11 protein-coding genes are annotated in these 22,150 nt (G+C 38.6%); all 11 read left to right on the forward strand.

All coding sequences use genetic code 11. The features are described from left to right. Positions 1-68 precede the first annotated feature (68 nt). The 11 genes from QZL88_RS19575 to QZL88_RS19625 all read left to right on the forward strand — a co-directional run bounded on the left by QZL88_RS19575 (position 69) and on the right by QZL88_RS19625 (position 22,123). Complete coding sequence (locus tag QZL88_RS19575) at positions 69-4,580, forward strand: discoidin domain-containing protein (protein WP_296944286.1); 4,512 nt, start codon at positions 69-71, stop codon at positions 4,578-4,580. Between the two features lie 92 nt (positions 4,581-4,672). Then, entirely contained in the window at positions 4,673-7,186 is a 2,514-nt protein-coding gene (locus QZL88_RS19580) for a glycoside hydrolase family 3 C-terminal domain-containing protein (protein WP_296945144.1), read from the forward strand. A 10-nt stretch (positions 7,187-7,196) separates the two neighbouring features. Beyond that, positions 7,197-8,363: a type IX secretion system outer membrane channel protein PorV gene (porV, locus tag QZL88_RS19585; protein WP_296944289.1), complete on the forward strand. Its 1,167-nt coding sequence runs from the start codon at positions 7,197-7,199 to the stop codon at positions 8,361-8,363. Between the two features lie 473 nt (positions 8,364-8,836). Then, complete coding sequence (locus tag QZL88_RS19590) at positions 8,837-11,710, forward strand: glycoside hydrolase family 3 C-terminal domain-containing protein (protein ID WP_296944291.1); 2,874 nt, start codon at positions 8,837-8,839, stop codon at positions 11,708-11,710. 830 nt (positions 11,711-12,540) lie between these two features. Then, positions 12,541-13,560, forward strand: a complete 1,020-nt coding sequence (locus QZL88_RS19595) for a helix-turn-helix domain-containing protein (RefSeq protein WP_296944293.1) — start codon at positions 12,541-12,543, stop codon at positions 13,558-13,560. Between the two features lie 1,497 nt (positions 13,561-15,057). Continuing rightward, complete coding sequence (locus tag QZL88_RS19600) at positions 15,058-15,645, forward strand: DUF3575 domain-containing protein (RefSeq protein WP_296944296.1); 588 nt, start codon at positions 15,058-15,060, stop codon at positions 15,643-15,645. 6 nt (positions 15,646-15,651) lie between these two features. Next, positions 15,652-17,121 (forward strand): DUF3868 domain-containing protein, encoded by a 1,470-nt coding sequence (locus QZL88_RS19605; protein WP_296944299.1) that lies wholly within the window; start codon positions 15,652-15,654, stop codon positions 17,119-17,121. Positions 17,122-17,171: 50 nt separating this feature from the next. Beyond that, positions 17,172-18,755 carry an Mfa1 family fimbria major subunit gene (locus QZL88_RS19610; RefSeq protein ID WP_296944302.1) on the forward strand — a complete coding sequence of 528 codons (1,584 nt, stop codon included), beginning with the start codon at positions 17,172-17,174 and terminating at the stop codon, positions 18,753-18,755. A 99-nt stretch (positions 18,756-18,854) separates the two neighbouring features. Beyond that, on the forward strand, positions 18,855-19,835 hold the full coding sequence (locus QZL88_RS19615; RefSeq protein WP_296944305.1) for a FimB/Mfa2 family fimbrial subunit: 981 nt from the start codon (positions 18,855-18,857) through the stop codon (positions 19,833-19,835). A 35-nt stretch (positions 19,836-19,870) separates the two neighbouring features. Next, positions 19,871-21,172, forward strand: coding sequence for a fimbrial protein (locus QZL88_RS19620; protein WP_296944309.1), 1,302 nt, complete (start codon positions 19,871-19,873; stop codon positions 21,170-21,172). Positions 21,173-21,184: 12 nt separating this feature from the next. Beyond that, positions 21,185-22,123, forward strand: coding sequence for a fimbrial protein (locus QZL88_RS19625; protein WP_296944311.1), 939 nt, complete (start codon positions 21,185-21,187; stop codon positions 22,121-22,123). Positions 22,124-22,150: the final 27 nt, after the last annotated feature.

A 22,150-nucleotide genomic window follows, 5' to 3' on the forward strand; every position in this document is an offset into this window, starting at 1 on the left:
CTTCTTATCTTACTGATTTGTATATCAGTAGTTCTTCCTATCAATAAATTAATTCGGAATCTGTACTTATGAAAAATTGGTTGTCATTAATAATAAAATTTAAAAGGAGATTCTTTTCTTTATCGATATTTCTTATATCAGGATTTTTTATCTCTCTCTACGGACAATCCTGGAAACTGATAGAATCTACTAAGTTTCCCAAGCAGGAAACGTTCGTTGCCACACTGTCTGTCCTCGATCATGGGGCTAAAGGAGATGGTGTAACAGATAATACTGAAACATTTCAGCGGTTGTTGGATCAGCTTGCTACATACAATGGCGGAACCCTTTATGTGCCCGAGGGCAAGTATGTCATAAAGGGAGCCTTAAATGTTCCCAAAGGAATAACCATTCGCGGAGATTGGAAAAAACCACAAAAAAACATGCCTATCGAGGGTACTATTATTATGGCTTACTCAGGTAAAGGTGATTCAGGCAGTGCGCCTCTTTTCACACTGGAACCCGGTGCCGGAATAATGGATATGGCTATTTGGTATCCCGAACAAACTCCGGACAATATCCAACAGTACCCGGCATCTATAATGTTCGGGAAGACAGGCTATTGGGGTAATGACTATTGCAATGCAAAGAATATTACATTCGTAAACTCATATATCGGATTAATGCTGTCCAGAGTAAACGGTGGTGGTTGTCCGATAATGAATCATCTATATGGAACACCGCTTTCCGTAGGAGTGGAAATAGATAATATTGCCGATGTAGGGCGGATTGAGAATGTTAATTTTTCTCCTGAATATTGGGCGTCGTCCGGCCTGCCTCATGCTCCTGTTTCTGGAGGTTCATATAAAAACTGGATATATAATAACGGTACAGGTATAGTTATGAGACGTAACGACTGGTCTTATACATGCTATGTCGATATTGAAGGTTATAGCAAAGGGATGCTGTCTGCTCATTCATTAGTGGCAGGTCAGGAAACATCCGTTCCCAACGGACATAACTATGCAATGACTTTTACGCGTTGCAAAACAGGTGTCTATAGCGCCGACGTTAACGAAGTAGGAGTTATGTATTCTAATATAAAGATGACAGATTGTGAAAACGGATTTGTAATAGGTCCCAACACAAGCGGAACGGTTCAGATTCAGGCATCTGAAATCAGTGCGACAGCCGAAGCTGTAAAAATAGATAAGTTGTCTAGTGTAAAAACTCTCGTAAATCAATGTGTTATAAATAAAGGAGTTGTTAATGCAGCCGGAGGTATATTAGTCGCAAATGATTGCGACTTTAAAAATCAGCAGCCTCAGATAGCGTTAGGCATCGGGGCACGTTCTGTTTTAACGGGAAATCGTTTTACTCAGGAAGCTAAAATTGATGACAGATCAATTATGGAATCAGTTATTGATCATAGTCCTCTATCCATAAAAAAGGTTCCGGATTTCAGCAAAGTGGAAGAGAAGACAAGAAAACCTTCCCGCAGTGTGATGTATCTGGCCACTGTAGCACCATATAACGCAAATGGTAACGGCGTGAAAGATAATACAACAGCTATACAATCGGCATTAGACAAAGCAGCTGCGGATGGAGGTGGTGTTGTCTTCCTGCCTCCGGGCAATTATAAAGTTACCGGAAATTTATCCGTGCCAACGGGAGTAGAGCTAAAGGGCGCAGTCGATTTAAGTTCGGCTCCTTTAGGTAAAGGTACAGTCATTGAAGTGTATACAGGCAAAGGAAATCCGAATGGCCAGCCCTTTATGAAACTTGCGAAAAACAGCGGTATACGGGGAATTGTATTTAACTACCCGGAGCAGAGAGCAGCATATCTGCCCAATATGTTTGCATATCCTTATACTGTGCAGGTTACAGGTTCTGATGCCTACATTATAAATGTGGGAATGCGTGCAGTAGATAAATTCGCCGATTTATTTACCTACAAATGTGACAATCACTTTATAGATTATGTAATGGGACATGTATTTAATGGAGGGATCAAAGTGGGAGCCAATACCGAAAACGGCGTAATACAGAATGTGCATGTCAATATTGGTTGTTATGCAACAGGAGGTGAATCGAAATGGGGAAGCTGGCCTAATTCACCGATACCCGGGATAGAAGAAAGTCTTGTACAGGCTTCATATAAATACGGATTGGAAAAACTGGACTTTATCGAATTGGGAGCATGTAAAAACCAATGTTTATATAATAACTTCATCTATGGAGCTCATAAAGGGCTTATACTAGGTGACAACAGTGGTAGTGGGCCGGAAGGTATCTCGATGGGTACCGGAATAGACGGGACAACAAGCGCTGTTTGTATTGAAAAGATAGGTGTAGGGGGATTCGATTTTATAAACACACAACTGGTTGCTATTGGCGACAATAACACATGGTATATAGAGACCGGAGCAGGATTCACAGGAAGTACTACATTCTTTAATTCCGATTACTGGGGTAATCCTAGCAGAGGAATGCAACTAAGAAATGGAACAATTGAATTGCAGTCTGCCAACTTCCATCATCCGGGACAGAGTGGGTTGGCAACACTAAATCATCCTGCTAAATTAAGTCTTGTAGCTTCTACTGTTGCCCCTACAGATGCAATTTTAACAGATCCGGCAGAAGCTCAGTTGTCAGTTCAGTCATCCGTATTAAATTCATCCGGTATCAAACCCGAGAAATGTGCATTGTGGAAAAACAATCTGGATTATGCAATCAGATATACAACCGAATATGTATACGACAGGGCAGGGTGGACTGCAACTGCATCTCACAACAACAATAACGCATACATGGCCATTGACAGCAAACCCGAAACCAGATGGGATACAGGGGCATCGCAGGCTTCCGGGCAATGGTTTATTGTTGATATGAAGAAAGCACAAAAGCTCGATGCCATTATTCTGGATGTGGCCGCGAGCGCAGGCGATTCGCCCATTTCTTATAAAATGTACCTTTCCGATGATGGTCAGACATGGACAAGTGCTGTGGCTTCCGGTAAAGGTACCAGAGATGTTTCTTTCATCTACCTAGATGAAACCGCAAAAGCAAGATATATAAAAATAGAGCAGACGGGACAGGCCGGGAATTACTGGTCTATACATGAGTTTTATGTATACAGCGCCGATTTGAAGAAACAAGAAATACCATTGGACAGGACAGGCTGGATTGCTTCGGCTTCTAAAAATAATGACGGAGCGCAGAGGACTCTCGACGACGACCTTTCTACACGATGGGATACTGAAGCTGTGCAGGAATCGGGTGAGTGGTTTCAGGTGGATATGTTGCAATCACAAAAGTTTAACAAAATTCATCTCGATTATACAGAAAGCCCAAATGATGGACCTGACAAATATGAAATCTATGTGTCTGATGATGGAGAATCGTGGGGAGAACCTATCGCTTCCGGCAATGGAACTAAAAGCGCATTGAAAGTTGAACTAAATGACCAGGAGGCGAGATATATACGCATTTTGCAAACAGGCACAAACGAAGGAGGTTATTGGTCGATACATGAATTCTGGGCTTATAATAATGAAAAAGAAATTGAAGCTGTCAAATTTGAGATTATACCGACTCCGTCGAATGCCACAGTTTATATAAATGAGATAGAGCAAAGTTTTGTGACTATAGAAAAGGGCAAAGATGTAACTTATAAAGTTTCGGCAGAAGGGTATGTTACAGTGGAAGATACCCGCTCAAACCTTCAATCGGATACTCGTCTCGAAGTAAAGCTTGAAGTTATACCTGTACCAAAAATCAGATTTGAAATAGTGCCTACTCCATCAAATGCGACTGTAACAATAAATGGTATTGAACAGAAAATAGCAGAGATAAAGAAAGGCATGGATATAACCTACAAGGTATCTGCTGCGGGCTATATTACAGTTGAGGAGTCTTTGACAGATGTTCAAACGGATATGCAGTTAGAAGTAAATCTCACACCGGCTCCATCTACCAAAGTCAAATTCGAAATAGTGCCTACTCCTTCGAGTGCTATAGTGATAATTAATGGAATCGAACAGAAGGTTACAGAAATTGAAAAAGGAAAAAGCGTTATTTATAAGGTTAGTGCAGAGGGATACATAGCCGAAGAGAAAACAATGACTGATATTCAATCGGATACTCGCCTAGAAGTTAATCTCGATCCAATTCCTGTAATCAGATTCGAAATTATACCTACTCCTTCGGATGCTATAGTGATAATAAACGGTTCGGAACAAAAAACTATAGAAATTCAAAAAGGACAGGATGTAACTTATAAAGTTTCGGCAGAAGGATATATCCCTGAAGAGAAAACAGTAACTAACATTCAGTCAGATACACAGCTAATGATTAATCTGAATCCTATAGTTTCAGATCCGGACAAAGAAATAAGCTTCTCATATGACGGACATCACATAAAGGTAAGAGGAACGACGGGTGAATTCAGACTAAGAGTTTACTCTGTATCCGGCAAATGCCTGATTGACAATACAACGAAAGGCGATATTCCTTTCATCTGTCCTGCGAGCGGAGTATATATTTTGAGACTGGATTATGAAGGGAGTAAGCATGAAAAGAAAGTATTCCTCAACAAGTAGTTGAAGAAGCAGTTTTTAACTTATAATAAAAAAGCAGAATAATGTTTAGAAAGTTTTTAGTATGTGGATTACTCACATTGCTGTTGGTTTCCATGTCAGCCGGTTTAAAAGCCCAACAGAAAGATGTATATCTGGATGAAAAAGCGCCGACACATGATCGTATAATGGATTTGTTATCGAGGCTTACCATAGAAGAAAAAATAAGCCTTCTCAGGGCTACTTCTCCGGGAATTCCCCGTTTGCAAATACCGAAGTATTATCATGGAAACGAATCATTGCACGGAGTTGTCCGTCCTGGTCGTTTTACGGTTTTCCCACAGGCAATAGGTCTGGCAAGTATGTGGAATACTGAGTTGCATTACAAAATAGCAACAGCCATATCCGATGAAGCCCGTGGCCGGTGGAATGAACTGGAACAGGGTAAATTACAGACTCAGCGTTTTACCGACCTGCTTACATTCTGGTCGCCTACCGTGAATATGGCCCGTGATCCGCGATGGGGGCGTACGCCTGAGACTTATGGGGAAGATCCCTATCTGTCTGGTGTATTGGGTACTGCATTTGTAAAAGGATTGCAGGGCGACGATCCTCGTTATCTTAAAATCGTTTCCACTCCTAAACATTTCGCTGCTAATAACGAGGAACACAACCGGTTTGTTTGCAATCCCCAAATATCGGAGAGGCAACTGCGCGAGTATTATTTTCCGGCCTTCGAAATGTGTGTGAAAGATGGTCAATCTGCATCTATCATGTCTGCATATAATGCCATAAATGATGTTCCTTGTACGGCCAATCCATGGCTATTGACGAAGGTTCTGCGCCACGATTGGGGCTTTAATGGTTATGTTGTTTCCGATTGCGGAGGACCGAGTTTATTGGTGTCGGCAATGAAATATGTAAAAACAAAGGAAGCTACCGCTACCCTGTCCATTAAGGCAGGACTCGATCTCGAATGCGGCGATGATGTGTATATGCAGCCGTTGCTGAATGCATACAATCAGTATATGGTAAGCAAGGCAGATATAGATACGGCTGCATACCGCGTACTGAGGGCAAGAATGCATCTGGGATTATTCGATGATCCTGATCTTAATCCTTATAACAAAATATCGCCATCGGTTGTTGGTTCGGCAGAGCATAAACAACTGGCTCTTGAGGCGGCTCGCCAGAGTATTGTTTTATTAAAAAATGACAAGCGGACTTTACCATTGAATCCTAAAAAAGTAAAATCTATAGCTGTAGTTGGTATTAATGCAGGAAACTCCGAATTTGGAGATTATAGCGGCATTCCGGCCAATGCTCCGATTTCTATCTTGCAGGGAATTAAAGACAAGGTAGGGGATAATGCGAAAATAGTATATGCGCCGTGGAAATCAGCGATGGACGGTAAAGAGATGATTTCAGCCCCTTATTTTCCCGGAGGCCTGAAAACGGAATATTTCAGTAATATGGAACTCTCGGGTACCCCAAAAGTGCGCACTGAAGAATGGGTAAACTTCGAACCTGCCAATCAGGCACCCGATCCGTTTATTCCTGCGTTTCCGGTATCTATCCGCTGGTCGGGTAAATTACATCCTGAAGTATCAGGAAATTATACGATATATTATACCGCCGATGATGGTAGCCGACTGTTTATCAATGGAGAGAAATTAATCGACGCATGGGTTGAGCGTAGCATCGCTACTGATTCGGTGTCTTTATATCTTGAAGGAGGTAAAGAATATGATATCAGGGCCGAATATTTCAATAACCGCGACAATGCTGTAGCCAAGCTATATTGGAAGGTACCGGATGTTGGGACAAAGCAGCGTCTGGATATGTACGGTGAGGCCGGAAAAGCCGTCAGGGAATGTGAGCAGGTAGTAGCTGTTTTAGGGATAAATAAAACCATCGAGCGCGAAGGGCAAGACAGGTATGATATCCATTTACCTGCCGATCAGGAGGAATTTATCAGGGAAATATATAAAGTCAATCCTAATATTGTAGTAGTGCTGGTTGCCGGAAGTTCTCTGGCTATCAATTGGATGGACGAGCATGTCCCTGCCATCGTGAACGCATGGTATCCGGGAGAGCAGGGCGGAACAGCCGTTGCAGAAGTATTGTTCGGAGAATATAACCCGGGAGGACGATTGCCAATTACATATTATAACAGTCTGGAAGAAATCCCGGCTTTCGACGACTACGATATTACCAAAGGACGTACTTATCAATACTTTAAAGGGAAGCCGTTGTATCCGTTCGGCTATGGATTAAGTTATACAACATTCGCTTACAAAAACTTACAAATAAATGACAACCGGGATAATGTCAAAGTCTCCTTTGAATTGAAAAATACCGGAAGCATGAATGGCGATGAGGTTTCTCAGGTATATGTAAAAATCCCTTCTTCGGGAATCGTTATGCCAATAAAAGAATTGAAAGGTTTTCAGCGCAGCACGCTGAAAAAAGGCGGGACGAAAAACGTAGAGATAAATATAAGGAAAGATCTGTTGAGATATTGGGACGATGCAACTGAAACATTCATTACACCTAAAGGCGAATACGAGTTTATGGTTGGAAGTTCGTCTCAGGATATAAAATTGACAAAGAAATTTACATTGAACTAAAAACTATTAAATGAGAAATATTGTAACTAAAATACTGATTTTGATATGCTTATTCATTTCAGTTGCAGGATTTTCACAAAACAAAGAATATAATCCGATAGAAACAGCAGTTCCCTCATTAACTATTGCGCCCGATGCACGTTCGGGCGGGATGGGCGATGTTGGAGCAGCGACAATGCCTGATGCTTATTCTCAATACTGGAATCCGGCAAAATATGCTTTTGCAACCAGTAAAGCCTCTTTCGCCTTGTCATATACTCCATGGATGCGGAGTGTAGTGAATGGAATATCTCTGCTCAACGCTGTAGGTTATTACAAACTGGGAATAGAAAATAATCAGGCATTGAGTGCATCTCTACGATATTTTTCGATAGGAGATGTATACCTGGCCGATGCACAAGGTGAGTTTATAAGCACTGTCGCTCCATCAGAACTGGCTGTGGATATCGGATATTCACGTAAATTGACGGAGACATTTTCCGGGTCGGTAGTTATCCGTTATCTACGAGCCAACTATTCCGGCATAGAGGACGAAGGAACTTCCGACGGTACATTTGCCGCAGATATTGCGGGTTATAACGAATCTTATATTAATATCGGAAAGTCTGAAAGTCTTTTGGGAATTGGATTTAATATATCTAATGTAGGAGGAAAAATATCTAACGGCGGGTATAATAGAGAAAGTTTTATTCCTGCGAATCTTAGAGTGGGCGCATCGTTAATATATCCTTTGGATGAAAAGAATTCATTAACTATTGCCGCCGATCTGAATAAGTTGTTGGTACCTACCCCCCCTGTTCTAAAAGATGGTGAATCGATAGAAGATTATAGAGTAAGAGTTCTCGAATACGAAAAGATGAGTTCTTTCAAGGGGATATTCAAGTCTTTTGGAGATGCTCCCGGTGGATTTTCGGAAGAGATGAAAGAAATAACATGGGCGTTGGGGCTTGAGTATGATTATGATAGTAAATTCAGGCTGAGAACAGGTTATGCGAATGAGAGCGCAATGAAAGGGAACCGAAAATATCTGACATTTGGAACAGGCCTTAAAATAAATGCATTCCAATTAGATGCTGCTTATATACTGGCAACTAATAGCTCAAATCCGTTGGACCAGACATTACGTTTTTCTCTGGCATTCGATTTTGAGGCTATTATGAAATTACTGAATAAATAGTTTACAGATTGACCGAAAACTTTATCTATAGTATGTTGATGATAGCCGTTAGCTAATAGTTCTTTGATAGATTAATACAAAATTGAAAGATGATAGGTAAAATAGTGTAAAAAGTGTCAGATTTGTCAACTTTTTGGGAAAAGTTAGGAGTACAAAAGGTGTTACTTTTATTACCTTTTAACAAGTAATAAGTAATAAGTAATAAGTAATAAGTAATAAGATGAAAGAGCCATATTTCTGTTTACTATAAAGTCTCTTGTGCGATAGCCTGGGCTAATGGCTATCAGCTAAAAGCTGAAATATGTGTTACTTTTGTTACCTTTTCTTCCAATATACCTACTAATACTCATTATTAATTGAATTTTTATCTATCTGTTAATCTTACATCAGACTATTTATTAATGCCATACTGTTTTCTTTGTGCTATATGAAAAATACACAAGAATAAAATATCATAAAAAACTAAGAGTATAATGAAAAAAAAAACGAAAGCATTTATTAGCCTGCTATGTGTCCTGTTTTTCTCCACCATAGCAGTGGCGCAGAATAATATTGCGGGAATTTCTACATCAGTCAATGAAAAAACGGTCAACGCCATTGCTGATAATAATCTGAAAACGAATTGGAAACTAACCTCAAAAGACTTACAACAATCGCAATGGTTGATGTTTTCGTTACAGAATGCAGGAGATGTAAATGCAATTGCCATAGACTGTGAGGGAATAACACCTCAGGAATTGCAAAAACTACTGTCGGTATATATAACATACGATCCTATGAATCTGGGGATTCCTGTTAGTTATACAGTGTCGGTGAAGGATAAGGCATCAGTATTGTCATTTACTCCGAAATATGGAGCGCATGTCCGTTTTGTATTTAAGGAAGGTGTACTGAAGAAAGACTTATTAATAAAAGAGGTATCAGTATCCATCCTTGATAAAAAAGCGGAAATAGCAAACGTGGCTTTAGAAGACAGGGCTTATATGAACCCTGACCTGCCACTGGAGCTTCGTGTAGAGAATTTATTGTCCGTAATGACTGTAGAAGATAAAATGGAACTGCTTCGCGAGGGATGGGGAATACCCGGTATACCGCATTTGGGAGTTCCTGCCATACAAAAAGTGGAAGCGATACACGGCTTTTCTTATGGCAGCGGTGCAACTATATTTCCTCAGTCGATAGGTATGAGTGCTACATGGAATAAGCGGCTGATAGAAGAAGCCGCTATGGCTATCGGAGACGAAACCGTAAGTGCTAATGCGGTACAGGCATGGTCGCCGGTATTGGATGTTGCACAGGATGCCCGTTGGGGGAGGTGTGAAGAAACTTACGGCGAAGACCCTGTTCTGGTTACGGAAATAGGAGGCGCATGGATAAAGGGATACCAGTCGAAAGGCTTGATGACGACTCCTAAGCATTTCGCAGCACACGGAGCACCTCTGGGAGGAAGGGATTCTCACGATATAGGACTTTCTGAGAGGGAAATGCGGGAAATACACCTTGTACCTTTCAGGGATATCTATAAAAAATATAAGTATCAATCGATAATGATGTCGTATTCCGATTATCTGGGAGTTCCGGTAGCCAAAAGTAAAGAGCTCCTGAAAGGAATTCTGCGTGACGAATGGGGCTTTGACGGGTTCATTGTCAGTGATTGCGGAGCCTTGGGTAATCTTACTGCCCGCAAGCATTATACAGCAATAGATAAGGTGGAAGCTGCAAGACAGGCTCTTGCCGCAGGCATTGCCACTAATTGCGGAGATACCTATAATGACCCTGATGTAATTGCGGCAGCTAAAAGAGGGGTACTGAATATGGACGATTTGGATTTCACTTGTAAAACTCTCCTGCGTACATTATTCAGAAACGGATTGTTCGAGAATAATCCTTGTAAACCTCTCGACTGGAATAAAATATATCCCGGATGGAATTCACCGGAGCATCAGGCATTAGCCCGCAAAACAGCTCAGGAGTCTATTGTGTTGTTGGAAAATAAAGGAAATACTCTACCATTATCAAAGTCGCTTAAAACAATTGCAGTAATCGGCCCGGGAGCGGATAACCTGCAACCAGGAGATTATACATCCAAACCTCAGCCGGGACAGCTAAAATCTGTGCTTACAGGTATTAAGGCAGTAGTAAGTAGCAGTACAAAAGTATTGTATGAGGAAGGATGCCGTTTTATCGGCACAGAAGGAACTGATATAGCAAAGGCTGTGAAAGCAGCGGAAAGTGCAGATGTGGCGGTACTTGTGTTGGGGGACTGCTCTACTAGTGAAGCACTGAAAGGGATAACCAACACTTCGGGAGAAAACCACGATCTTGCCACATTGATATTACCGGGAGAACAGCAGAAATTGTTGGAAGCTGTGTGCAAAACAGGAAAACCGGTTGTCCTGATATTACAGGCCGGACGTCCTTACAATCTGTCTTATGCTGCCGAAAATTGCCAGGCTGTACTTGTAAACTGGTTGCCGGGTCAGGAAGGAGGCTATGCGACCGCAGATGTGCTTTTCGGAGATTATAATCCTGCCGGACGCTTGCCTATGACATTTCCAAGAGATGTGGCCCAGCTACCATTGTATTACAATTTTAAAACATCGGGACGGGTATATGATTATGTAGATATGGCATATTATCCTTTATATCAGTTCGGTTATGGGATGAGCTATACATCATTCAGCTATTCGGATTTGAATGTATCATTAGAAAAGGATGGAAGTGTGTCGGTGAATACTACGGTGACAAATACGGGAAAGATAGCCGGAGACGAAGTTGTACAGTTATATATAACCGATATGTATGCCAGTGTAAAAACACGTGTGATGGAACTGAAAGACTTTGATCGGATTCATCTCAACCCGGGAGAGTCGAAGAAAGTGTCCTTCGTTCTTACTCCCTACCAGCTATCATTACTTAATGATGAGATGGACAGGGTGGTAGAAAAAGGGCTGTTCAAGATAATGGTCGGAGGAAAGAGTCCATCCTATGTAGCCAAAGACCGTATTAAAGATAGTGTTGGTTTTATAGAAGCTAAGGATGGAGTAAACGGGGAAATAGATTATCCTCTGGACTTTAGTGCAGATTTTGCGATAACAGTCGTAAGCGTTGAAGACCTCCCCGGAAAAGATGCAAAAGTGGCTAATGTGCTGGTTACCAATAAAGGAACCCTCACTGATATAGGTAAGCTGATGATGTATATCGACGGAAAGAGAGTAGGGGATACACGCCATTATGATTTGGAACCCGGTGAAGAAAAGCAATTCAGGATTGAGATATCACAGGATGAATTCAAGACCTTACAATTTACATCGAAATATAAAAGCACAACCTATACAAATAGATAAGGGGCGTCAACCGGTATATAATCCCGAAATAAAGAACTACAAGGCTAGCCTTGTAGTTCTTTATTGTATACTACACTTTATAGCATGATTGCTTTTTATAGCATTATACGGAACGGCGATCGATACCAAAGCCAATAGTAAAGCTGTTTCCCCCGAGTAAAATTGTCCATTAGGATTCTATGAGGTAAATGGATTTTACATTTATCTATATAGGGAAAAGGATAGCTTATACTAAAACATACTATTATAAGATGACATAAATAGAAGAAGGTATAAGTTTTAATATGATGTATAATCCCTAAAGCCTTTTAGCATAAAATAACAATTGATTTAACTCTGTAGAAGTATAATGTCTTAGTGATATTTTAAATATTGTATATCTTGCCAAAAAAGAAAGTTATATAGATCAACATTTGTCAATAGATTTGCTTAGTAGACCTGATATTCGATTTTGAGCCGAATTGTTTAAGAAAAAAGATTAATAATTGATTATAATTATTTATCAATGTCAAAAAAAGTAAAGAAATAATATTTTCGGCTCGCTATTTGCATTATTGGACTCTTGGATTCATTTACTGACATTTAAAAATCCTTAAATGTCATAAATGAAATATATAACATGCTAAATGCTATAAAAGAAAATTATACTTTGATAATAATCACAAAATGTACGCTTCGAAAGTATCTGTATCTATAATTTTGCGACAAAATTAAGATTGCTGTATTATAATGAATTTACAGGGTTTAAAGATTGTGTAAATGAGGGGTGTTGTTAAGTAAATAGTCTTTTCTATAGTTTATTTATAAACAGATTAAAAGGAAATTAAATCATGAATGTAGGAATAAATTCGATGAAAGAGACAAGTGCGCATGATAGATTGATCAGGACGATACGGACTGCTATTACAGAAAAGGAAAATCTAACAAAATCGGAAAAGGAAAAAGTAGCTTCGGTATTAGGTGATATCTTATGTTTGGGGAAAGAATCAGTTTATAGAAGACTCCGGGGAGAAGTAAGGTTTTCGTTTGAAGAAGTGGCGCAAATTTCCCAGGCATTGGGTTTTTCTGTCGATAATATCATAGGTTCGCAAGTCGATAAGAAAGCAATATTTGAGTTGAATCTGGTGGATATGACTCATATAAATATAAACTATGCCAAAAGAATAGAGGAATATGTATCATTAGCTTCCAGGTTTGGGGCGTTAGAAAACTCAACATTTAAATGTGCGTTTAACAGCCTGCCTTTTATATTTTTTCTGCACTACGATAGTCTTGCCAAATTTCGCTTGTTTAAATGGTCTTATCAGATTATAAGGATTCAGTCATTGCCGTATAAGGATTTTACTATAGAAAAAGAATTGACGAATGCTCACCGTGCATTTGTATCTGAAATCCGGAAAGTGAAAAATTCCCAGATAATAATTAATCACGATATGTTTGCTTCAGTAATAAGGGAGTTAAACTATTTCTATGATTTGAATCTCCTCGATGCGGAAGATATGGAGCTGATCAAATCTGAACTGAATGAAGTGATATCAGAAATAGAAAATATATCTATTTCGGGGATTTATAATAATACCGATTCGAATATTGCAGTGTATTTATGTAATATAGATATCGATGCAACTTATTTACTCCTAGAGAGCAATAATACATCACGTTCACATATTGCATTATATGGTATAGGTGGGATCAATTCCATCGACCCAAGTATCTGTAAAAGTCACGCATTGTGGATTGAATCTCTGAAGCGATATTCTACACTTATAACATTCGGAGGAGAGATTCAAAGGCATAAATTTTTTCAAGAGCAACGAAAATTGATAAACACGAAATTGTCTACGATTTAAAGCATTTGTATACAATTATATTAATATATCAATTGTGAAAATGCAAAATAATGGAATATTTGAAAGGTGAATGCAATATCTGCCCGTAAACGCCTTTGAAATATTAAAAAAGAAAATCAAAAAGATCTCATTGCTCATATTTTGTACCTTTTATGAATAGTGTATTATATATTTTTGTACATATAAGTGAAAGAAGAATAGAATAAAAGTTTATAAGGAGAAAATAGCTAGTTTATATTAGCTACTGTGTAGTTTTGTAAAGTTTGTGTTAAGGTGAAATCCGTGGGTCGGGATGGTTCGCGGATTTTCAATTGTATAAATTAAAAAAAATAAGAATATTTATTATGTATTTATAGAAAAGAAAAGCCTTTGATCACATATCTTTTATTGCACCGTACTGCTTATGTAAATTTGAAATTTATTTGACAAGGTTTTGCCTGAAGATGCCGAAATGTTTGAAATGAAAAATAACAAAAAATATACTTTATTAAATTAATAAATAAAGATCTATCAACCCATCGGGGTATGCCCATCATTAATTATCCGGGTATTTGAGATATACACCTATTATATAGTTTATGACGTGGAGAATTTAATGGTCGCGATGACCGTAAGATTTGTTTTTATGTATATACATTCGTATATACTTATTGTCTTCCAAAACCTGTGAGTCGGGATGATTCGTGGGTTTTTTTATTCTTAACTTATTGACTGATGTATTATAAAAAAGATAAATATCTGATAACTACTTCTAACTGTAATTAACCTTAAGTTATAGCCGACAGAAAGCTTTTATCTTCTGCTTTTTTATGAAAAATCATGACGTGATTTTTACATTTGATAATCCGATCTTTTAATTGAAAACCATATATATAGTATCTATGTCTTATAAATGTGATCTATAAGTATTTGATTTATAATACACTAAAAGATTTTGAAGTGTAAACCTCTATTTCTGCATTCTGCATTTGTTAAATTCATTATTGTATGTTTTTCGCAGTTGAAAAAACATATAATGGAAATGTGTGACCGTGAAATTGTATCAATAATAATTATTTAATATTAAGATTTAAAAATAGAAAATCACAGTCTTAAAATACTATAAAAATGTACCATAAATAAAGTTATATAGATAGATATTTGTAGAAAGAAATACGGTGTGGAGACATTGCCTTAATAATTGATTATAAATATATAATAAAAGAATAATATGATATTTTTTTAATCATATAATATATATAATCTGCTAACAAATAGATTTTGTCAATATTTTGTATTAGATTTTTTTTTACAAAAGTTACATATAAATCATGTAGCTTAAGTTGATATGTGTTATTCCGGCTCAGCCCTCTTGTAGCTTTTTATTGGAAAATATAAGATTGATATAAATTAATATAAAACGTAGTGTTGTAAAACAAATATATAAATAAGAATGTAGAGCTTCTTTTCATAACGTAAGGAGTAATGAACCTGATAATTATTATATAATATAAGAAAATGAATAATAGTCAAACATTAAGAAAAATTTGTCTGGTTGTTTTGATTTTTACGAGCTTTTATTCTGTAAGTAGATCACAGGAAATAGGCGTAAAAACCAATCTGGCTTATTGGGCTACTACTACGCCCAATTTAGGCCTGGAATTTGGGTTGGGTAAGAAAAGTACACTGGAGATTGCCGGGGGATTAAACGTTTTTGAGTTTTCTGATAACAAGAGTTTTAAGCACTGGCTTATCCAACCCGAATATCGATGGTGGTTTTGCGAGGCATTTAATGGGCACTTTTTAGGAGTGCATGCACATGGTGCACAATTCAATGTCGGAGGGTGGGATATCCCTGTTGGGCGATTGGATGTCTTTAAGGATAAACGTTACGAAGGATACCTTTATGGCGGAGGCATAAGCTATGGCTATCAGTGGGTACTGTCTAATCGATGGAATTTTGAATTCAATATAGGTGCGGGGTATGCTCGTATTCATTACGACGAGTATCCATGTCAAAGTTGTGGAACCAAATTAGATGAAGGCAATTACAATTATTGGGGTATTACCAAAGTGGGCCTTTCTTTTATTTATTTCTTAAAATAGGAAGCAATGAAGAAGAAAATTATATTAAAGTCATCCCTGTACATATTATTAACAATATTCTTTACACCTGCTTATTCGCAGGTCAGGACCGAAAAAATACAAGTGTCGGCAGAACATTTTGTCAGACAGGGTAATCAGGTTCAGATTTCTATGGATATAGTTATACCTGATGAAATGGATGTTAAGAGGAATGACATGGTAATCCTCACACCTGTTCTCAAATCCAATGAAAATAATATGGATTACCTAAATCTTCCACCTGTAGCTATAACAGGAGGTTTGCGTAATAAGATTATAAACCGTAAAAATAAACTTGGCGGTGATCTACCTTTCGAAACACAACCGGAAACAATTCTTAAGAGAAAGAATAAAACAGAACAGTCTGTCAGTTATAGTGTAGGTATTCCTTATAAATCTTGGATGGATGATGCATCTCTGGTGATTGAAAAGAATGTATCGGGGTGTGCAAACTGTTCTGAACCTGCAGGTGAGCAACTGATTGTACATAATATATTGCCGAAAAAAGATCCGGAGTTGTATAAACTTACATTCATAGTACCAGAGGTAGAGCCTGTTAAAGCTCGCAGCGATCGTCATACAGCTACTTTTAACTATATCGTAGACCGGTACGAACTATTACGCGACTACAAGAATAACTCAGCAGAATTTGCTCAGGTAGATAGTGTAATCGGTGAAATAAGAGATAACAAAGATTTGGAGATTACAGAATTTAGCATCGCTGGATATGCATCGCCGGAAGGAGGATTTGAGCATAACCGAAAATTGGCGGAGAATAGAGCCAACTCATTTGCAGACTATTTAGTGTCCAAATTTGGTGTGCCACGTAATAAGTTTACAGTTGAGGGCATGGGAGAGGACTGGCCCGGATTGCGGAAAGCTGTAGCATCATCCTCATTGGCAGATAGACAAGCTGTACTGGATATTATTGATAAAGTTTCAAATCCGGATGCACGCGACGGGGAACTTTTAAAACTTTCGGGTGGCGATACTTACCGTACATTGCTCAACAACTATTATCCGGCATTGCGACGTACCGAATATTCTATTGCATATGTAGTACGTGCATTTAATGTGGAGGAGGCTCGCCAGATAATCAAAACGAATCCGAAACTGCTTAGTCTGAACGAAATGTATCTTGTCGCAGAGAGCTATCCATCTAGTAGTAAGGAATTCAGAGAAGTATTTGATATAGCTGTAAGGCTATATCCGGAAAGTGAAATAGCCATAATGAATTCGGCCGCAGCAGACATTGAAAGTAAGAATCTGGATGCAGCTATCGAACGGTTGAAAAAAATAGAAGATAAACCCCAATCTTGGAATAATCTTGGAGTTGCATATATTCTCAAAGGTGACACGGAGATAGCTATAGATTATTTTAGAAAATCAGCAGACTACAAGGATGCGAATGGAAAAGCAAATTTAGAGATAATAGAAAAATCAGTTAACACAAAATAAAAAGTGCATAATAAATCTTAACGAGAATAATTCTTTAAAATGAATAGAAAATGACGATTAGTAAATTATTTATGATTGGTGCTGTGGCCCTGGCTCTAGGATTTACAGCATGTAGCAGTGACGATGATATTACATCATCGACAGGGGAAAAGGAAGCCAACACAAACGTGAGTGTTGCATTGAGTATGTCTTTGAGTGGAAACCAGAATTCAACTAAAGCGGCTGGTTTACCGGAGGATTATAATTATCTTGATGAATGGGCTGGAAAAGATAAAATTGAGAAAATAGCAATTTATCTGGTAGATGGAACTACGGTGACAATGAAGCCTTTCACAGTAGGTACTGATTATTTATTGACAAAGAGTGGAAATCAGATTGTTTTAACACCGCAGACATCAGCAGCTATTAAAACATCAGCAGGTATTAAAAAAGTTTATGTACTGGTGAATGGAACATCGGATGTTGAAGCAGCTTTGGCGGCGACTCCTGCCGATGCATTCGAAAATGCGTATAAAACACTGGCCTTAACTCTTGCCAACTCAGGTGCAGATCTAGCGGTAAGCACATCAGCCGAAAAACTGGCTAAGAAAAACGGTATTGTTGATGAAACGATTGTAATGACTAATACAGCTGAAATTACAATCAATGTTGCGCCTAATATAACAGAAGTTCAGACAATTTCAGGAGGTCAGAACCGTGCAAGTGTGAATGTGGAAAGAGCTGTTGCACGTGTAATGGTGACTACCGAAAATGACACTTATGATATAAAATCCGGAGCAACTACTTTGGGTACTGTTTCTGATATAACATGGGTACTGGCTCAGGGTGAAAATTCTTTGTTCGTTCAGCGCAAAGCAGATTTCGCTACACCTAATTTCGGATGGTCTCCTGCTACAGATGCAGCATATATAAGTGATGCAGGTAGTAAGTATGACTACTCAGGTTTGTTCGAAGCATACGATCCGGCAACTCAGTTTGGGGGAACAATAGTACCAACAATGGCAGATTATAATACTGATCCAAAAGGAACTGTAACTGCTGATCTGGATGCACAACTTTCGGGTAAATTCATTTTGCCAAATACACATACTATTGGTATTGCAGAAGCATCAAACTACAAAAAAGGAAATACCGCCTATGTGCTTGTAAGAGCTAAATTTACACCTAACGTATTTATCGATGGTGGTTCTTATACAGCTGGAGATGACTTCTATGTGGGTGCAAACGGAAGATTCTACATATCTTCAGATAATGCTGTAGATCCCGCCAAAGGTGGTGTTGTGGGACAAACTGTAGCTAAGTATGTTGGTGGTAAAATACTATACTATGCATGGGTAAATCCGGATAATGTGCCAAATTGGTATAATTCACCGGTAGTGAGAAACAATGTTTACCATGTTCATATTACTGGCTTTAAAAATTTAGGAACTAACTGGAACCCGCTTTATCCGGAAGATCCTAATAGCCCTACTCCAACAAATCCCGATCCAAAACCAAATGTACCGGGAGTAACCGAACCGGAAAATCCAATTGATCCGACTGATCCGTTGACTACCCCTGAAACATGGATGAGTGTAGATGTAACTGTTCTTCCTTGGACACTACATTCTTATAAAGTAGATCTGGGTATTTAATAATATAGACATATCTGATATGTAAAAATACAGCCGGAGGGGGTATTTAAACTTCCTCCGGTTATTAAAACAAACATCAATTAATTAAAAATGAAACAGATGAAGAATTTGCGAATCAGGATTATGATGACATTGTTCGCGCTGGGAACAATTTTATGGAGTTGTGATTCCATTATCTACAATGATCTGGCGGATTGCCCCCAGGGTGTTTATGTAAAGTTCTATTCCATGACTCCATGTGCGACAGACTCTGCTTTCATTGGTAATGTTTCATCGCTTACAGTGTTTGCATTCGATGAAGAAGGAAAACTTGTGACTTCAGTAAACCAGCAAAATGTCACTCTCGACCGTGATTTCGAAGTTCTTATGCCGGTTTCCAATGGTAACTATTCATTTATAGCATGGGCTGGTGTCAATGAAAAATTCAGCAGAAGTGCCTTTACTCAGAAGATAACGACCAAAAAGGATGTGATGTTAGCTATCAACTCCACAAATAGTATAGCAGCCCGTTTAGCTGCTACAGAACGTATCTGGCATGGAGAAAGCCCAATTGTTTTTCTCCCGGATCCTGAAGAATATGGTTCATTATATAAGCATACAGCTGTTAATCTGCATGAACTGACCAACAGGGTAAATATTATTGTAGAATTCGATGAGGCTACAATGAAAGGCTATGATCCGCAAAAGCTGCAGGTAGCCGTTTCTTCTGCTAACGGAACAGTACGTATAGATGGTACTATGCCTCTTAATACTCCGGTGTTAACATATCCGGCAGTTGAAACTAAATTCGCCGATAATTCGGCAACATGGAATTATTCTATGCTCGGACTTGTAACTGGATACAATAACAAACTTAAAATAACTTATACAGGTAACGATAAAGAAGAACTTGTTTTTGACGGAGACCTCATTGCTAGTATTCTGTTGAGAACTGTAGAGGGTGGGATTAATCTGAATTGTGAAAATGATTTCACTGTCAAATTTGTGATAAAAGATTATTGTTCAGAATGCTGGACACATTTTAGCTGTGCTATTTATGTAAATAACTGGCTTGTACACAGCTATAGTACAGAATTGTAAATCTAAGCTGTTGGGCTTAAATAATCGATATGATTATGAGATTGAATTTATTATATGTAGCACTTATTGGTATGCTGGTTTCTTTTTCAGCTTGCGAATCACAGATCTACGACAATCATCAGGGTATAGATAATGGAACCGATAAAGAACCTCAGGTTTACCTGTCGATAACTAAAGCACAGGCTGCAGGGTTGGAATCTTTCAATGCTGATGATGTGGACTATGAAGACCGGGTACATGATCTTGCCATGTTGGTTTTTGACTCATCAACTGGAGTGAAAATCTGTGAATTCTTTGATGAAGGGATACCGTTTACTGATAAGGAAAAAACTTTTACGGTTCAGATGACTCCGGGGCTGCGTGATTTTTACTTTGTGGCCAATATGCCAATGGATGACCTGAAAAGCATTACTACCAAATCGGCAATGGACGCTTATATGAATGCCTTCAGCGAACTGGATGCCGATTTATACCTGAACGCACAAGAAGCCAAAGGCTTTCCTATGTCGAGAGTATATATGAACCAGACTATTACTGAGGGGGGAAATATTTATTCTCCAAAACCTTTCTATCCCGATGGGGAAGAAAGGGTAAAACTTATCCGTGTAGTTGCAAAGCTGGAAGTACAGATCGAAGGGACTGAAATTGGTTCCGGCGTAAAAAATATATATTACAAAAATGCAAACAGGGAATTTAGTCTTCTATCCCCGGTTGCTACTGTTGCCCCGGTTTATTATGAAGATAAGCCCTTGAAAAAAGTAGGAAATACATACATTTATTATATGCCTGAAACTTTGATGACGGCACCTGATTGGTCGGCTTTGACAAATCATAAACCTATCAATTATTTTTTGATTGAGACTCTCGATGGAGCTTTCTATGAAATACCGATCATAACGGATAATCGTACGATAACCGATACTGATTATTTATCTTTTGCTACCGGGCAGCAGCCCGACAAGCCGGATTACAATATTTATCGTAACCGTCATTATTCCTACATCATCAGTAAACTACATACTATAGAAGTCATCTATAGTCTCGATCCATGGCAGGTTAAACAAAGCTCTGCCTATATGGGATACGGATATAATGTTACTGTGGATGAGAATGGAAAGGTTACAATCAGCAATACGGTAGAAGCATGTACCCCTCATGCTGTCAGATTAAAGACTATAACTCCTTTTAAGTTTTCTGACGGTACGGATGAAAAGGATTTTGATAGTTTGGACACTACAGCGTCAGTAGAATATCTGTTGGGGACTGTGCCTACTGCAGGTCAATCATATCTGGAGGTGTGGTACAATGATAATCTTGTTAAAACCTTTACGAAATAAGAGAAAAGAAGTATGAAAAGAATAGTATATATATCATTGCTTTTAAGTTTATTCTTTGTTGCCTGCTCAAATGAGGAAACAACGGATACTGCCTTAGAAAATAATAAGATTGAGTTATCCTTCAGCATAGATAACTACATCACAAAACAGACAAAGGCGGTTGATGCTGGAACTGTGGAAGAACAACGTATAGATGATTTATACTTGTTTCTGTTCCCTTCGACAGGTTCACAAACTTTGAAAAAATATTATATCAATACTTCAACTTTTACCGGAGGCTCATGGAATAGTAGTGATAGTAAAGTGTCTTTAAACCTAACTCAGGCCGAAGCCGGTAGCAGACAGGTTTATATCATAGCTAACTGTTCTTCGATCAAATCGGATCTCGATGCCGTAGTTTCATTAACGGGATTACAATCGGTTTTGAAGGAAACGTCCCTGCCTTGGTCGGATAATATAACTACACCTATATTAATGTCTGGGAACAAAACTCACGATTTTTATTCTAATTTTCAACTGAATAATATCCCGTTAATCCGTGCCGTAGCTAAGGTACAACTTAATGTAAAACTTTCGGCAGAGCATCAAAGTAGTCCCCTGTTCAACAGTATTGCGCAGTATAATTATAAATTCATAGACTTTGACAAGAATACATATGCGTTAAAGCAAGCATCTAAATCGGATAATTTAGTAAGTTCTTCCGATTGGGTAGCATGGCAGGCTAACGGAACTGTATCATCATACAATCTGGAGAACGGGAAGGTTACCGAGTTGATCGTTACCACTTATATCAATGAGCGTGATAATGCAGGAAGTGCAATAGAAATAAGTATTCCTTATCTGGGGGCAGGTCCATTGCCTCCGCCTGAATTCGGAAATGAAACCTATAAGTTGCTTTTGCCTGCGAAGATAGAACGCAACCATTGGTATATATACGATATGGAAATCTGAGAATAATATCTGAGTAATAGTTTAAAT

Source organism: uncultured Dysgonomonas sp. (assembly GCF_900079725.1).
GTDB lineage: Bacteria > Bacteroidota > Bacteroidia > Bacteroidales > Dysgonomonadaceae > Dysgonomonas.

Bases quoted from the DNA above. Each gene is read 5' to 3' on its own strand.
- QZL88_RS19575 (WP_296944286.1), top strand. From the start codon at position 69: ATGAAAAATTGGTTGTCATTAATAATAAAATTTAAAAGGAGATTCTTT.
- QZL88_RS19580 (WP_296945144.1), top strand. From the start codon at position 4,673: ATGTCAGCCGGTTTAAAAGCCCAACAGAAAGATGTATATCTGGATGAA.
- porV (WP_296944289.1), top strand. From the start codon at position 7,197: ATGAGAAATATTGTAACTAAAATACTGATTTTGATATGCTTATTCATT.
- QZL88_RS19590 (WP_296944291.1), top strand. From the start codon at position 8,837: ATGAAAAAAAAAACGAAAGCATTTATTAGCCTGCTATGTGTCCTGTTT.
- QZL88_RS19595 (WP_296944293.1), top strand. From the start codon at position 12,541: ATGAATGTAGGAATAAATTCGATGAAAGAGACAAGTGCGCATGATAGA.
- QZL88_RS19600 (WP_296944296.1), top strand. From the start codon at position 15,058: ATGAATAATAGTCAAACATTAAGAAAAATTTGTCTGGTTGTTTTGATT.
- QZL88_RS19605 (WP_296944299.1), top strand. From the start codon at position 15,652: ATGAAGAAGAAAATTATATTAAAGTCATCCCTGTACATATTATTAACA.
- QZL88_RS19610 (WP_296944302.1), top strand. From the start codon at position 17,172: ATGACGATTAGTAAATTATTTATGATTGGTGCTGTGGCCCTGGCTCTA.
- QZL88_RS19615 (WP_296944305.1), top strand. From the start codon at position 18,855: ATGAAGAATTTGCGAATCAGGATTATGATGACATTGTTCGCGCTGGGA.
- QZL88_RS19620 (WP_296944309.1), top strand. From the start codon at position 19,871: ATGAGATTGAATTTATTATATGTAGCACTTATTGGTATGCTGGTTTCT.
- QZL88_RS19625 (WP_296944311.1), top strand. From the start codon at position 21,185: ATGAAAAGAATAGTATATATATCATTGCTTTTAAGTTTATTCTTTGTT.